The following is a 14,464-nucleotide window of genomic DNA, read 5'->3' as shown; positions in this document are numbered from 1 at the left end:
CATCGGTTTGCGGCGGCCCGGGCGGGGCCCCGGGCGAGGTCCCGGCGCCGTCTCAGGACGTGGGCAGGTTCAGCGGGGTGTCGGGGAAGGGGCCGTCGTCGATGAGGACGAAGGCCGGGTGGTCGAACGTGCCGGGGGGTGCCGGTTCCGTCGGCAGGGGGCTGGGGGCCCGGTGGCCGAGGTCCGGTCCGCAGGCGTGGAAGGGGCCGTAGGGGCTGAGGAGGACGGCCAGGTGCGGGTCGGCGTGGTGCAGCCACCAGTTGGTCATGCCGAGCGCCGGGTCGCTGCTGAGGTACTCGAAGGCCCGCCACAGGGCGGTGAGACGGGCGATGGCCTCGGCATGGGCCCACCAGGACGGGCACCAGACGTGGCTCCCGTCGTCGGTGCGGCGCTGGACGAGGTGGACGAGGTAGTCGTTCACGAAGTCCTCCACCGAGGGGAAGACGAGCGTGGCCCGCCGCTCGTCGTCCTTGATGGCCTGTTCGTCCGTGGCCTCCGGCCCGCTCCGGGTCCCCGGCTCGTCCGTCGTCATGCGGTCTCTCCTGTCGTAGGGGGGTGGTTGCGCGGCGGTAGCGAAGAAGGCGGCGGCGCCAGGCGGTCGCGTACGTCCGCAGCCTCCGCGCGGCGGCCGAGAGCGTCGAGCACGTCCGCGAGGCAGAGCGCGGTGTCCCGCAGCTCCCACGCGTGGGCCTTGGGATCGGCGGTCCAGCTGCGGCGCACGGCGGCCAGCGCCTCCCGCGCCGGGGCGAGCGCCGCGCGGGCGGGCCGCATGGTCCCGGTGCGCCGGGCGCACTCCAGGAGGGTCTGCGCCTGGTGCCGCAGCGTGCCGGTGATGCCGTACGCGGGCTCCGCCGCGGCCGCCGCCCGGCGCGCGACCGCGACCCCCTCGGCCGCGAGCCGTTCGGCCTCCGCACAGCGGCCGGTACGGGAGTACGCGCGGGCCAGCTGGACGATCTCCGGCCCGAGCGGCGGCGCCTGCGCGGGGTCCTTCTCGTGCTCGTGGCGGACGAGGGGGACGATCCGCTCGGCGCTGCGCGCGGCCTCGGCGTACCTGCGGGCCCGGTACTGGGACGTGCGCAGCCGCACCAGATACGCCCGCAGGTTCGCGACGGACGCCTCCGGCCCCGCCTCCCGTACGATCGCCTCCTCCAGCGCGACGGCCTCTTCGAGGAGGAGCAGGCCCCGGCGCCGGTACGTGGTCTCGCGGTAGGCCTCGCCCAGGTCCGCGAGGCAGGAGGCGAGGGCGGAGCGCCGGGCGGGGTCCTGGGCCGCGCGGCGGCGCAGCATGGGCAGGGCCGCGCGCAGCAGGACGCGCCGCGGTCCCGCGTGGCCCGCCTGCCGGTAGCAGCGGGCGAGGCCGTCGACGGAGATCCACAGGTCGTCGTCGTACGCCTCGGGGTCGGGCGATCCCGCCGCGGCGGCGCGGTACAGCGTCACGCTCTCCCGCAGCGCCGCCGTCGCCGCCGTCAGCAGGCCCTCGGAGCTTTCGCCGGAGACGGAGACGGAGAGGGAGAGGAGTTCCTGGCACCGGCCGAGCCGCTCCAGGTCGGAGGCGAGCTCGGCCCGCGTGTCCGGCGTGGGCTCCGCGGCGAGCACCGTCCGGTGCGCGGCCACGGCGTCCCCGAAGGCCGCGGTGGCCTCCCGCAGCCTGTCGTCGTCCCTCAGCCAGCAGCCGAGCCAGGACGACGAGGCGCCGGAACCGCGCGAACTGCGGGCGCCGGGCGCGCTGGAGCAGAGGGCCCTGCGCAGGTCGGCGGCCTCCTGCATGTGGCCGAGCGACGCGTCGCGGTCGCCCCTGTCCCGCTCGATGAGCGCCAGGTTGTGCAGGGCCTGGCCCAGCAGGCGCTCGTACATCTCCGGGAAGTCCGCCGCGTACCTGCGGTAGATCTCCACCGCCTGCCGGCACAGGGCGACCGCCTCGTCGGTGCGCCCGGTGCTGTCGTAGTTGAGGGCCTGGGAGTGCAGCGCGGCGGCGTAGGACGGGGCGTGCGCGTCGGGGTTGACGGCCATCTGCTCGCCGAGGAGGTGCAGGGACTCGCTGGTGACGCTGATGGCGTCGGGGAAGCGCTTGGCGTGCCAGTGGTTGATGCTCTGGCTGTCCAGGATGTGGGTGAGCAGCCCCAGATGACGGCCCGGTTCGGAGACTTCGAGGAGGCGGGTGAGCTCGGCGGCCTCGTCGCTGAGGCGGGCGGACTCGGCACGGTCGCCCGCGTACCACTCGATGTAGGAGGCGGTGCGCAGGCAGCGCACGAGCTGGAGGCGGTGCTGTTCGGGGTCCTCGCGGTGCAGGCGGCGCTGGATGAGCAGGGCCCGGTCGATGCGGTGGCGTGCCACGTCCATCCGCACCTCGGAGAGGGTCCGCGCGGACAGTTCGTAGCTCGCCGCGAGGTCGGACTCGTACGTCTCCGGGTCCCGGCGCGCCAGGTCCTCGCGCAGGTTCAGGGCGGTCTCGGAGGTCTGCACGGCGTCGGCCCAGTGGGACGTGACCCGCAGGTGGTGGGCGAGGTTGTGCAGATCGCCCGCGCGCTCGGCGTCGGTGGGCGGCCGGGCACCGGCCGGGGTGGCCCGGACGTGCCGCCCCACGAGGACCTCGGCCACCCGCAGGGCGAGCCGGGTCAGGACGTGCGAGTCGCTGGGCAGCGCCTCCGAGCAGGCGCGGAGTGCGGGGAGGCCCACCGGCGCCCGGTCTATGTGGTCGAGGACGTGATCCAGCAGGGTCAGGACGGCGCGGGCCGCGTCGGGGCGGGACTCGTTCGTGTGGGCGACGACCGCGCGGGTCAGCACGGTGAAGGCGTTGGTCCACTGCTCGTCGGAGGCGCCGTCGAGCAGCGCGGGCAGCAGTTCCGGGTCCGCGACGACCTCGGCGGACGCCTGGAACTCCGCCACCCGGTCGGGGTGCAGCGTGCCCCAGTGGCGGTCGGGCGCCGCCGGATAGAGGGTGCCGAGCCAGCGGTCGAGCTTGTCGACGGGGACCGGGCCGGGGTGGGGCAGCCGGGCGAGCGTCGCGCGGCCCTCCGCGCGGTCGACGGCCCCGCACAGGGTGGCGGCGGCGACCGCGCGGCGCAGCAGCCGGGCGTCGTCGACGTCGTGGTCGGCGTCGAAGCCGAGGGCGGCGGCGGTGCTCGACCAGTAGGACGCCTCGTGGTCGAGGAGGGCGGGCTCCACGGAGCTTCGGCTGGTGGCGCGCACGGGGTCGCCCGCCGCGTGCCCGAGCAGCGCTTCGAGGGCCCGCATCTGTAAGGAGAGCGGGGTCTCGCGGCCGTCGTCAAGGGGCGGGGTGGAGATGCGCGCGGCCAGTTCGGACCAGTCCACGTCGCCGTGCCGGTGCGCGCCGGACGGCACCTGGCCGAGGACCTGCGCCAGATCGGTCAGGGCGAGCCGGAACGCCTTCGCGGCCGGTCCCGGCGCCGTGTACAGGGGGCGCAGCACGAACTCCGGCGCGCTGTCCCGCATGCCGTACGCCAGGGCGGACCGGCCGAGCGCGGTGTCCACCCACGCGCCGACGGACCGGGCGAGCAGCAGCACGCGGAACCGGTCGCGGGCGCTGTCGGCCAGGCCGATCAGGTGGCGGACGAGGTCGGGGCGGGTCTCGGCGTAGTCGACGATGATCAGCGTGGGGTGCACGACGCCGTGCAGCGGCCGCAGGGCGTCGGCCGTGGTGACGCTCCCGCCGCCGCGCACCGTCTCGTGCCGCAGCCGTCCCGCGACCCAGCCCTCGGCCCGCAGCCCGGCGGCCAGTTCGCGCGCGATGCGGGACTTGCCCTGGCCGCCGGGGCCCACCAGCGTGGCCACTTGGTGCACGGAGTCGTCCGCCACGCACCAGCGCCGCAGCTCCTCCAGCTCCTCCTCGCGTCCCCGGAACGCGACCGCCTCCACGTCCGCGCGCAGCACCGTCAGGGGTGACTTCAGGTCGCGCTGCGCGCCGACGGGGGCGAGCAGGTCGGCGAGTTCCGCGGCCTCGGGTTCGGCGGGCAGGCCGCCGTTGTGCTCGCTGACGACGGCGCGGAAGCCCGGGTCGCGGAGCAGGTCCTCGGCCCGTGTCACCGCGAGCCGTACGCCGGTCGCGGCGCCCCGGTCAGCCCGGACGACGCCCAGGAGCAGTTCGCCGGGGCAGAGTTCGCCGGGGGTGCGGGTGGGCTCCGCGGTGAAGACCGCGGCGCCCGACAGGCCGGCCCAGGGCGAGTCCGTGCCGCGGGCGGCGCCGAACGGCCCCGTGGTGCCGGTCAGTTCGTAGCGCGGGGCCGGGAAGCCGCTGAGCGGGTTGATGCGCGCGGAGAGCTGTTCGAGGCGGGCGCCGTCCCGCGCGTCGCGCTGCACGCGGGCGAAGCCGTGGCAGCACACGGGCTGCCCCATGGTGTCGGTGACCAGCCGGCCCCAGCGCTGCGGGCGCCCGCGGGCCCGCCCCAGGAAGGAGCCGGGCGGCTGCCAGGCCGGGTCGGTGATCTCCAACAGGGCGGCGTCGGGGCCGCCGTCGGGCGCGCCGGTGCGGGCGGTGGTCCAGCGCAGGGTCGTGGTGTACGGGTACGGGTGCGGGTCGCCGGCCGTGGTGACGCAGGGGGTGGCTCCGGGGGCGCTGTCCGGGACGAGGTGGGCGGCGGTCAGGACGAGACGGGGTGCCACGAGGTAGCCGGTGCCGGAGGGGTGGGGGCGGGCGGCGCCGCGTGGGCCGCCGGGGTCGTGCGGGCGGTACGGGCTGTACGTGCTGGGCGCGCTGTAGGGGCTGTGCGGTCTTGGCGGGCTGCCGGGAGTGGGGTCCCGCGGCACGATCCTTACGACGCGGTCGACGTCCACTCCTGGCTACTCCTCCCAGTCGCCGATGGCGACGTCCCCGGCGTCACGTCCGCGCGGTTTCAGGGTGAGGCTGACGCGCTGGGTCGATCTGCGGGCGCTCTCCGCGCGGCCCTCCGCCTGGACGACGGCGAAACGCAGGCCGCCGCCCGCGGCGCGGGTGCGGTGGAGCTCCAGCTCGAAGTCGACGGTGATCTCGCCGACGTCGAAGCGGATGTCCGCGGTGCGGGCGCGGTGCTGGGATTCGGCGATCTGGGCGCGGAGCAGGTCGAGGGCGTCGGCGAGGTCGAGCCAGTCCGGTGGGTCCTGCGGGGTCCGTCGGCTCTGCCGACTCCCGGCATCCGGTTCGTCCGTCATCGCGTTCCCCCTGGTCGACCCGTGTTGGAAGGTGTCAACACCATAGATATGGGGGGTCAGTTGGTGCTACAGGGATGCGGAAGCGGGCCGTGGAAATGTTCCACGGCCCGCTGTTTCCGGTGCTTTGGGCCCGGTGCTCCGGGCTTGGTGTCACGTGCTGCGTGTTTGGTGTTACGTGCTGGGTGTTACGGGCGCCAGTGGGCGAGGAGGCCCTCGTAGAGCTCCTTGTCCGTGAGCTCGCGGGGGGTCGGGCCCGCGTGGAAGAAGGCCGCGTTGTCCGCCTTCAGTTTGCGGAGGTAGTCGAAGGCCTTGTTCTCGTGCTCGCCGAACGCGATGAACTGGAAGAAGAGGGGGTGCGCGGCGGCTTCCGCGAGGGCCCGGGTCGCCGGGCCCTTCGCGTCCGGGGCGCCGTCCGTCTGGAAGATCACGAGGGCGGGCTCGCCCGCGTGGTCCGACTTCTCGTAGTGCGCCACGACCTCTTCGATCGCGCGGTGGTAACTGGTGCGGCCCAGGCGGCCCGCCGCCGCGTGCAGCTCGTCGATGCGGCCCTCGTACTCGGGGAGCGTGAGCGTGCCGGTGCCGTCGATGTCCGTCGAGAAGAAGACGACGTGGACGGTGGCGTCGGGGTCCGTGTGCGCGGCGAGGGCGAGGACCTGCTCGCCGAGGCTCTGGGCGGAGCCGTCCTTGTAGTACGGGCGCATGGAGCCGGAGCGGTCGAGGACGAGGTAGACGGGGGCGCGGGTGCCGGTGAGGCCGTTCTTCTTCAGGGCGGTGGCGGCGGCCTTGTAGGCGTTGGCCAGCCCCGGGGCTTTGGAGCGGATGTGGGGGGCGGGGGTGGCGGGCTTCGGCTTGGCCTCCGTCTCCTTGAGGTCAGCCTTCGGCTCGGGGGCGGTGGGGGCCTCCGTCTCCTTGGCGTCAGCCTTCGGCTCGGAGGCGGTGGGGGCGGTGGGGGCCTCCGTCTCCTCGACGTCAGCCTTCGGCTCGGGGGCGGCCTCAGCGGTCTGCTCAGCCTTCGGCTCGGACTCAGGGACGCCGTCTTCATCGCTGCCCGGCACCGGGGGCTGTGCCCACCCGTCCCGCCCTGCGGGACGTTTGCCCACAGCGGTGGCGGCATCGTCGGCAGCGGTGGCGGGCTGCTCGGCCTCCCGCGCCTCGACGTCAGCCTTCGGCTCCTCGACGTCAGCCTCAGCGACAGCCTTCGGCTCGGGAACGGTCGACGCCTCCGTCTCCCCGGCGTCAGCCTTCGCCTCCTCGGCGTCAGCCTTCGGCTCCTCGACGTCAGCCTTCGGCTCGGGAGCAGGCGAGGTCTCCGGCTGGGCGGCGTCAGCCTCCCGCTGGGCGGCGTCAGCCTCCCGCTTCGGGGCCGTCACGTTGTCGAAAGCCGCTGCCACCAAGTCGTCCACCGCCGAAGGCGACGGCTCCTGGCTGGGGGCGGGGACCGAGGCCTTGCGGGGCGGGTCCGGGGTCGGCTCGGAGGACGGGGACGGCAGCGTCACCGTCTCCGGCGGCGTCGCCCCCTGCTCCGGCGCAGTCGCACGCTCAGGCTCCCGAGCCTCCGGAACGCTCTCCTTGCGTGATCGTCCGAACGCGTTCCGCAGGCGGTTCAGAATGCCCATGTGCGCAACCCTTCGCGTGAGTTGATTCCCGATAATCCCTGGCCAGGGCGGACACGTAAGGTTAGCCGCCGCCGTACGTGATCTTGGGCAGGGTCGCCCTCCGTCACCCGGCCGAACCACCCCCGGTTCCGCCCCCGGCCCCCGTACCCCCCGCCCCCGCCGCAACTCCCTGCCGGGCGCCATGGATTCACCGCCCGTTCACCCGCAGGCCGCCGCCCTGCCGGAACCCGCGCCTAGCCTCACGGCGGAATCAAGCCACGTCCACGAGCACGCCACAACGACGGAGGACCCGTGCGCACACTGCTGCCGATCATCACCTCTCACCAGGGGAGCGGCGGCCGTTCCGCCCTGACCTGCCGGTTCCGCTGCGGTGACGCGTGCTTCGGGGAGGTGCCGAACACCAGCGACAACGCGTACGTCGGCGACGTCATAGCCGGTGCCCTCAGCCGCCGTTCGATGCTGCGCGCCGCCGCCGTCGTGACGGTCGCCACCGCCGCGGGCGGCGCGGTCATGGCGGGGCCCGGCGCCCCGCAGGCCGTCGCCGCCGCGCCCGCGGACCGTACGGGTGACCGCCCGGGTGGCCGCCCGGACAAGGGAGCGCGCGGACTGCGGTTCGCGCCCGTCGCGCCCAACACCGCCGACGCCGTCACCGTCCCCGCCGGATACGAGCAGAACGTCGTCATCCGCTGGGGCGAGCCCATCCTGCGCGGCGCGCCCGCCTTCGACGCGGCGAAGCAGAGCGCCAAGGCGCAGGCCGGACAGTTCGGCTACAACAACGACTTCCTGAGTCTGCTGCCGCTGCGGCGTGAGCACGGACGTCAGATCCTCGTCGCCAACCACGAGTACACGGACGAGATCCTGATGTTCGAGGGGTACGACCCCGCGAACCCGACCCGCGAGCAGGTCGAGATCGCCTGGGCGGCCCACGGCCTCTCCGTCGTCGTGGTCGAGGGTGAGCGGCGGAGCGGGAAGCTCCGTGCCGTCTCCCGGCACCACCTCAACCGGCGCCTCACCGCGACCAGCCGTTTCCGCCTCTCCGGCCCGGTCGCGGGCAGCGAGCTCGTCCGCACGCAGGCCGATCCGCGCGGCACCACCGTCCTCGGCACCCTCAACAACTGCTCGGGCGGCACCACCCCCTGGGGCACCACGCTGCACGGCGAGGAGAACTTCAACCAGTACTTCGGCAACGCAGCGAGGGTGACCGACCCGACGACCGCCGCCCGTCTCAAGCGCTACGGCGTGACGGGCGAGGCCTCCGAGCGCAAGTGGGAGCGGTTCGACCGGCGCTTCGACCTCGCCCAGGAGCCCAACGAGGCCAACCGCTTCGGCTGGGTCGTCGAACTCGACCCGTACGACCCGGAGTCGACCCCGCGCAAGCGCACCGCGCTCGGCCGCTTCAAGCACGAGGCGGCGCAGCCGCGCCTGACGCACGACGGTCGCCCGGTGGTCTACATGGGCGACGACGAGAAGTTCGACTACTTCTACAAGTTCGTCAGCAGCAAGCGCATGGCCAGGGGCACGTCCCGTGCCGCGCACGAGCACAACCTGAGCCTGCTCGACGAGGGGACGCTCTACGTCGCCAAGCTGACCGGTGACTCGCCCGCCGACGAGATCGACGGCAAGGGCACGCTCCCGGACGACGGTGAGTTCGACGGCGGCGGCACGTGGATCCCGCTCGCCACCGCGGGCCCCGGCGGCAAAGCCGTCAGCCACGTCGACGGCATGACCGCCGAGGAGGTGTACGTCTTCACGCGCCTCGCCGGTGACAAGGTCGGCGCCACGAAGATGGACCGGCCCGAGGACATCGAGCCGTCGCCGCACACGGGCAAGGTGTACGTCGCCCTGACGAACAACTCCGACCGCGGCAAGGCGGGCAAGGCCGGTGCCGACGAGGCCAACCCGCGCAACCTCAACAAGCACGGGCAGATCCTGGAGCTGACCGAGCGCCGGGGCCGCGCGGACGCCACCACCTTCGGCTGGTCGCTCTTCCTGGTCGCGGGCGACCCGGAGGACCCCGCCACGTACTTCGCGGGCTTCCCCAAGGACCGCGTCTCGCCGATCTCCTGCCCGGACAACGTCGCCTTCGACCCGCACGGCAACCTGTGGATATCCACCGACGGCAACCAACTCGGCTCGCACGACGGCCTGTTCGGCGTCGCCACGCGCGGCGAGCGGCGCGGTGAGCTCAAGCAATTCCTGACCATGCCGACGGGCGCGGAGACCTGCGGACCGCTCATCCAGGACCGGCGGGTGCTCGTCTCCGTGCAGCACCCGGGCGAGGTCGACGGGGCGTCGGTCGAGAAGCCCGCGAGCACCTGGCCGGACGGTCCCGGCAGGATCGTCCGCCCGTCGGTCGTCTCGGTGTGGCGCGAGGACGGCCGCGACATCGGCGTCTGACCGTACGTACGCCCGCGGGTCACGTACGCACACAGGTGAAGGGGCATCCCGCAACAGCGGGGTGCCCCTTCACCTCGTGCCGGAGTCCGTCAGCCGTTCTGCTTGCGGCGGTAGAGCGCGAAGCCGAGGCCCGCCGCGCCGACGGCCGCCATGCCGCCGCCCGCCGCGATCAGCGGGGCGTCGTCGGAGGCGGGTGTGACGCCTTCGGCGCCGGCCTTGACGCCGCCCCTCGGGACGGTCCGGTCCCCGTTGCGGTGCGTGTCGTGCGTCGGCTGGGGCTGCGGCTTCGTGCCGTTGTGGTGCGTGCCGTCGCCGTGGGTCCTGCCGTCGACCCAGCCCTTCATGGTGCCGTCGGGGTTGAGCACGAAGTGGGCGCCGTTGTGCCGGCCGTACGCCGCCTTGCTGCCCGCCTGCTTCAGGGTGTCCCAGATGATCTTCTTGCCGGTGTCGGGGGCCTTGGCGATCATGTCGGCCTCGTAGCCGCCCTTGACCTTGTAGACCTTGGCGTCGAAGCCGGAGCCGCCGAGGTTCTGGTACGCGCGGACGAAGGAGCGCTTGTGGTCGGGCTGCGGCTTCGGCTGCGGCTTCGGCGGGGCGGGCTTGGCCTGCATGGTGACGGCGCCGCTGGGCGTCAGGGTGAAGGTGTTGCCGTCGATCTTGGTGCTCGCGGACTTCTCGTACGCGGTGAGGGAGCCCTTGGCCTCGCCGTTCAGGGAGAGGGCGGCCTTGGCGGTACGGGCCGAGGCGTTGACGTCGACCTTCGCGGACCAGCCCTTGCCGAGGTCGGTCGTGCCCTTGGACTCCCAGCCGCCGGGGACCGGCTTGTCCCGGTCCTTGTCCGTGTCCTTGTCCGTGTCCTTTTCCTTGTCCTGACCGGTCTCGTCCTTGCCGGTCTCGTCCTTCTTCCCGGTCTCGTCCTTCTTGCCGGAGTCGTCCTGGCCCTGGTTCTGGTCCTGGTCCTTGCTCGTCCGGTCGTCCTGCGCGATCGGGCCGTGCGGCGTCGACGGCGCGTCCGCGGCGAACGCCGCCGTGGTCGGGACGGCGAGCGCGGCGACGGCTCCGGTGGCGATGGCGGCGGTACGGAAGGTACGGCGAGTGGCGCGCATGTGGTGACTTCCCTCGTGGCTACAGATCGAGCTGTCCGTGTTTGTGCCCCTTTGCGGTGGCGACAGACATGAAGCTACGGGCGCGATGTGTGCGTCATCCGTAGGAAAGGTAACAAGTGGCCTCAACGCGTGACCCAGTACCGTAAAACTGTCAAAAGGGCAGGTCAGAGGGGGTGTGGCCGAAGGTCATCGGCTGGCCGGGACCAACGTCCCGCCCGCGCTTCCCCGGGTGTCGCCGGCCCGCAGCAGCCACTCCGTGTAGGCGGTCGCCTGGCGCGCGGCCTCCCAGTACGCGGCCTCCAGCTCGCCGTAGACCGCGTCGAGCTCCTCCTCGGTGCGGGCCACCAGCATGAGGCGCACGCCGAGGGGGTCGCCGTGCAGGGGGCGTACGGCCATGTCGGTCCTGCCGCGCGAGGTCGGCTGGCAGAGCGCGACGACCTCGCCGGTGGCGACGAGAGACGCCGCGGTGAGGTAATCGCCGTGCAGCACACGGGGGTTGAGCCCGGCCGAGGTCAGGACGCGGCGCAGGCCGTCCCACTCGCCGTCGACCGTGGGGTCCACCATCCAGCGGTCGTCTGCGAGGTCGGAGAGGCGTACGACGGGCCGGTCCGCCGCGGGGTGGTCCGCGGCGAGGGAGACGAACTGCGGCTCCCGGTCGAGCAGTACGCGTCTTCGCAGGGCCTCCGGCATGCGCAGCGGGCAGCCCTCGACCTCGTGCACGAAGGCGATGTCGAGCTGCCCGGCGGCCACCATGCGCAGCAGCGCGTTCGCGGACACGTCCATCTGAAGCGACATCTCGGTCCCCGGCAGGCGCGACCGCAGCCTGCGCAGCCAGCCCGGTATGGCGCGGCTCGCGGTGGAGCCGATGCGCAGCTGCGGGCCCTCGGCGGCGCGGGCGGCGGCCGCCTTCGTCTCCGCGACCAGCGCCCGCATCTCCGTGACGAGGGGGCGGGCGCGGCTCAGCACGACCCGGCCGAGCTGGGTGGGGCGGCAGCCGGTGCGCTCGCGGGAGAAGAGCTGGCCGCCGAGCGCGTGCTCGATGCGCCGCAGCTGGGTCGTCAACGACGGCTGGCTCATGCCGAGCTGGCGCGCCGCCTTGTGCAGGCTGCCGGTGTCGGCGATGGCGCACAGCGCGCGGAGGTGCCTGACGTCGAGCTCCATGGCCGTGAGCGTAGAGCCGGTACGGCCGTTGCACCAGACGCTCAAACCCCATGAGAACCGGCCGTTCTGGGCAGGCCGGGACCGGGTGATAGGGCCGTGCTATCGCGAGTTGCCATCATTCCCACGCGCCCCACGCTCCCCGACACTCACCGGTACCGAACCGTTCACCTTTCATCGATCGCCCCACGCGGTCGTGGAACGAGTAGGGAGCCCCCCACACATGAACAAGCGTTACCTGTCCGTCGCCGCCGTCCTCGGCCTCGCCGTCACCGGACTCGGCGCGACCTCGGCCTCGGCGTCGACCGCCACGCACGACATGGCGTCGGCCACGGCCACCACGTCCTCGTACTCCCAGTACCAGGGCTCGGCCGCGGAGGCCAAGAACAACAAGGCGTTCTTCGAGGCCGTCGTGAAGGCGGTCGCCGAGAAGCGTGCGGCCCACCCCGGCGCGAAGTCCGTGACCGTCGTCTACGACGCGTCCGGAGCCCCCACCTTCGCCCAGCAGATAGCCAGCTCCGCGTCGATCTGGAACGGCGCGGTCTCCAACGTCAAGCTCCAGGCGGGTACGTCGGGCGCGAGCTTCGAGTACCGCGAGGGCAATGACCCGCGCGGCTCGTACGCCAGCTCCGACGGGCACGGCAATGGCTATGTCTTCCTGGACTACGCGCAGAACAAGGAGTACGACTCGACGCGGGTCACCGTGCACGAGACCGGGCACGTGCTCGGGCTTCCCGACACGTATGACGGGCCGTGCAGCCAGCTGATGTCGGGTGGTGGGCCCGGCCCTTCCTGCACCAACTCCCAGCCGGATGCGGCTGAGCGGGCGCAGGTGGAGCAGCTGTGGGCCAATGGGCTCGCCAAGGCGCTGCACAAGGTGAACGCGGGTCGCTAGGCGCGTGCTGTAGCGGGATGCATGGTCGTGGGGAGCTGCGGGTCCGTTGTGGCTGGTGGCGCAGTTCCCCGCGCCCCTTCTTTTGCGGAGTTCCCCGTGCCCCTAGGTGGTCCTCGGGGACGTCAGCGCTCTCGCCGCGTTGACCTCCTGGCGCAGGGGTTCCAGGACGCCGGCCTCGTTGTCGGTGCTGAAGTTCGTCCGGCCCTTTTCCAGGTGGACCGACGTGCGCAGGCGGGTCGCCAGGGCGTGCAGTTCCCGGGCGACTTCGGCCACCTCGTCCCCAGTGGGCGCCTCCGCTCCGTGCTTGATGCGGACCCTGGCCGCCGTCGTCGCGTCCAGGACGCGTTCCACGGCTACGACCAGCGGCCACCAGGCCGCCGCGCGCGTGCCGGTGGGCGGGGGCTCGGTCAGGGCGCGCTGGAACTCGGAGCGGATGACGGACAGGTCGCGGTAGAGGCCGCGGCGCATGCGGGCGCGGGCCGCGGGGTCGCCGTCGGCGCCGAACGCGCACTCCACGTACCGCGCCGTGTCCGCGACCGCGTCGGCGAGGCGGTCGCCGATCCGCGTGCCCCAGCTCTCCGGCCAGAGCAGGTACCCGGCGACGAGCGCGATGCCGCAGCCGATCAGGCTGTCGACGAGACGCGGCACGACGAGGCCGAGCCCCTGGTGGTTGAGGATGTCGGAGAGCAGCAGGATGACCGGGGTGATCGCCGCCGTCTGGTAGCCGTAGCCGCGGGTGGTGAGGGCCGGGATGAGCGGCGCGAGCAGCATCATCACCGGCACGTCCCACCAGCCGTGCGGCACCTCGGCGAGGACCGCGGCGGCCACGACCAGGCCCGCGGCGGTGCCGAGCGCGCGCAGGACCGCGCGGGAGAAGACCGAGCCGAAGTCGGGCTTGAGGACGAACGTGACGGTGAGCGCCACCCAGTACGACCTGGGCACGTCGACGAGCGAGACCAGGGCCTGGGCGATGCCGATGCAGAGTGCGAGGCGCAGACCGTAGCGCCAGGAGGTGCTGGAGAGGACGACGTTGCGGGCGGCGCGACGGGCGCGGACGCGCAGGGCGGCGGGCCGGCCGAGGCGGTCCTCGGTCTCGATGACGCCGAGCGGGTCGGGGTCCTGAAGGGTCTCCGCCGCGTGCAGGACGGCGTGGTCGAGGGCGCGGGTGGCGTGGTCCTGGGCCTCGGGGATACGGGCCGCGGCCCGCGCGGCACCGGGCTCGCCCCCGGCGGCGTGCGGGGGGCCGCCCCGCTCCACCGCCGCCGCCAGCGCGCGGACCGCGTCCGGCACCTCGGCGGGCAGTCGTACGCAGGCGTGCCGGGCGGCCTGGTCGGCGGCGGGGGCCGCTTCGACGACCGGGGTGAGGGCGTTCAACTGGGCGACGAGGCGCACCAGTTCGGGGTTGCGTCCGTGGTCGCGGGTGCGCCGGGCGAGGACGAGGTCGTAGCTCTGGTTCAGGGCGGCCGTCACGGCGGTGCGCGCCTCGCCGTACGCGTCCGTGCCCGCCGCGTCGAGCAGGGCGGCCACCGAGCGGTAGGCGGCGGCGACGGCGGCGCGTTCGGGGACGCCGGAGCGCAGCGGCCAGGCGAGCAGGGCCAGCGCGAGGACGAGGAGTCCGCCGCCGGTCATCAGGAGCGGGGCGAGCCACCACTGCCCCGGCATGGGAAGCCCCGCGCCGACCACGGAGTTGAGCAGCAGGAGCAGCCCGGACACGGAGGCGACGGCGCCGATCGTCGACATCATTCCGGAGACGAGCGCGACGAGGGTGACCGCGCCGACCGCGACCCAGCCGTGCCCGAAGACGAGCGAGCCGAGGGTGACGCCGAGGGCACCGAAGAGCTGGGGCACGGCGATGTTGAAGATCCGCATCCGGTAGGCGTCGGCGGTGTCGCCGATGACTCCGGAGAGGGCGCCCATGGAGGCGAGCGCCCCGTAGGAGGGCTGTCCGGCGAGGATGCCGAGGGCGAGGGGCAGCGCCATCGCCACGGAGGCGCGGGCCGCGGCCGCCCAGGGGATGGGCGCGGACTGCGGCTTGAGGGACCTGACCAGCCAGTCGGGTGGGGTGAGCGGGCTCAGTGAGACCGGACGGGACGGGCGGGGCTCTCGGGGCATGCGCCCATTATCGGCGCTTTACGTGACGTGTCCCG

At 73.5% G+C, this 14,464-nt stretch carries 9 protein-coding genes; 2 read left to right on the top strand and 7 right to left on the bottom strand.

Features of this window, described 5'->3' with window-relative positions; all coding sequences use genetic code 11:
- Positions 1-52 precede the first annotated feature (52 nt).
- The 4 genes from ACZ69I_RS32110 to ACZ69I_RS32095 all read right to left on the bottom strand — a co-directional run bounded on the left by ACZ69I_RS32110 (position 53) and on the right by ACZ69I_RS32095 (position 6,761).
- Positions 53-532 (bottom strand): DUF4913 domain-containing protein, encoded by a 480-nt coding sequence (locus ACZ69I_RS32110; protein WP_470836099.1) that lies wholly within the window; start codon positions 530-532, stop codon positions 53-55.
- Positions 529-4,791, bottom strand: coding sequence for a tetratricopeptide repeat protein (locus ACZ69I_RS32105; protein WP_470836097.1), 4,263 nt, complete (start codon positions 4,789-4,791; stop codon positions 529-531). Before ACZ69I_RS32105 ends, ACZ69I_RS32110 begins: the two co-directional genes overlap by 4 nt.
- A gap of 6 nt (positions 4,792-4,797) precedes the next feature.
- Entirely contained in the window at positions 4,798-5,145 is a 348-nt protein-coding gene (locus ACZ69I_RS32100) for a trypco2 family protein (RefSeq protein ID WP_467674481.1), read from the bottom strand.
- 185 nt (positions 5,146-5,330) lie between these two features.
- On the bottom strand, positions 5,331-6,761 hold the full coding sequence (locus tag ACZ69I_RS32095; RefSeq protein WP_470836096.1) for a VWA domain-containing protein: 1,431 nt from the start codon (positions 6,759-6,761) through the stop codon (positions 5,331-5,333).
- A gap of 291 nt (positions 6,762-7,052) precedes the next feature.
- On the opposite strand from ACZ69I_RS32095, the gene ACZ69I_RS32090 reads away from it, so the two are divergent.
- Complete coding sequence (locus ACZ69I_RS32090) at positions 7,053-9,158, top strand: PhoX family protein (RefSeq protein WP_470836095.1); 2,106 nt, start codon at positions 7,053-7,055, stop codon at positions 9,156-9,158.
- A gap of 89 nt (positions 9,159-9,247) precedes the next feature.
- Here the strand turns inward: ACZ69I_RS32090 and ACZ69I_RS32085 are convergent, their stop codons facing one another.
- Positions 9,248-10,264 carry a hypothetical protein gene (locus ACZ69I_RS32085; protein WP_470836093.1) on the bottom strand — a complete coding sequence of 339 codons (1,017 nt, stop codon included), beginning with the start codon at positions 10,262-10,264 and terminating at the stop codon, positions 9,248-9,250.
- A 186-nt stretch (positions 10,265-10,450) separates the two neighbouring features.
- The gene (locus ACZ69I_RS32080) at positions 10,451-11,425 is read right to left on the bottom strand and encodes a LysR family transcriptional regulator (protein WP_470836092.1); all 975 of its coding nucleotides are present in this window, start codon (positions 11,423-11,425) and stop codon (positions 10,451-10,453) included.
- A gap of 220 nt (positions 11,426-11,645) precedes the next feature.
- Between ACZ69I_RS32080 and snpA the strand changes: the two genes are divergently transcribed.
- The gene (snpA, locus tag ACZ69I_RS32075; protein ID WP_470836091.1) at positions 11,646-12,317 is read left to right on the top strand and encodes a snapalysin; all 672 of its coding nucleotides are present in this window, start codon (positions 11,646-11,648) and stop codon (positions 12,315-12,317) included.
- Positions 12,318-12,419: 102 nt separating this feature from the next.
- On the opposite strand, the gene ACZ69I_RS32070 is transcribed toward snpA, so the two are convergent.
- On the bottom strand, positions 12,420-14,429 hold the full coding sequence (locus ACZ69I_RS32070; RefSeq protein ID WP_467674468.1) for an FUSC family protein: 2,010 nt from the start codon (positions 14,427-14,429) through the stop codon (positions 12,420-12,422).
- Positions 14,430-14,464: the final 35 nt, after the last annotated feature.

The organism is Streptomyces sp. NPDC036815 (assembly GCF_055609205.1).
This window is presented reverse-complemented; position numbering and strand designations above follow the sequence as displayed.

Excerpts from the sequence above, each read along its gene's own strand:
- ACZ69I_RS32070 (WP_467674468.1), bottom strand. The coding sequence starts at position 14,429 with ATGCCCCGAGAGCCCCGCCCGTCCCGTCCGGTCTCACTGAGCCCGCTC.
- ACZ69I_RS32080 (WP_470836092.1), bottom strand. The coding sequence starts at position 11,425 with ATGGAGCTCGACGTCAGGCACCTCCGCGCGCTGTGCGCCATCGCCGAC.
- ACZ69I_RS32095 (WP_470836096.1), bottom strand. The coding sequence starts at position 6,761 with ATGGGCATTCTGAACCGCCTGCGGAACGCGTTCGGACGATCACGCAAG.
- snpA (WP_470836091.1), top strand. The coding sequence starts at position 11,646 with ATGAACAAGCGTTACCTGTCCGTCGCCGCCGTCCTCGGCCTCGCCGTC.
- ACZ69I_RS32100 (WP_467674481.1), bottom strand. The coding sequence starts at position 5,145 with ATGACGGACGAACCGGATGCCGGGAGTCGGCAGAGCCGACGGACCCCG.
- ACZ69I_RS32085 (WP_470836093.1), bottom strand. The coding sequence starts at position 10,264 with ATGCGCGCCACTCGCCGTACCTTCCGTACCGCCGCCATCGCCACCGGA.
- ACZ69I_RS32110 (WP_470836099.1), bottom strand. The coding sequence starts at position 532 with ATGACGACGGACGAGCCGGGGACCCGGAGCGGGCCGGAGGCCACGGAC.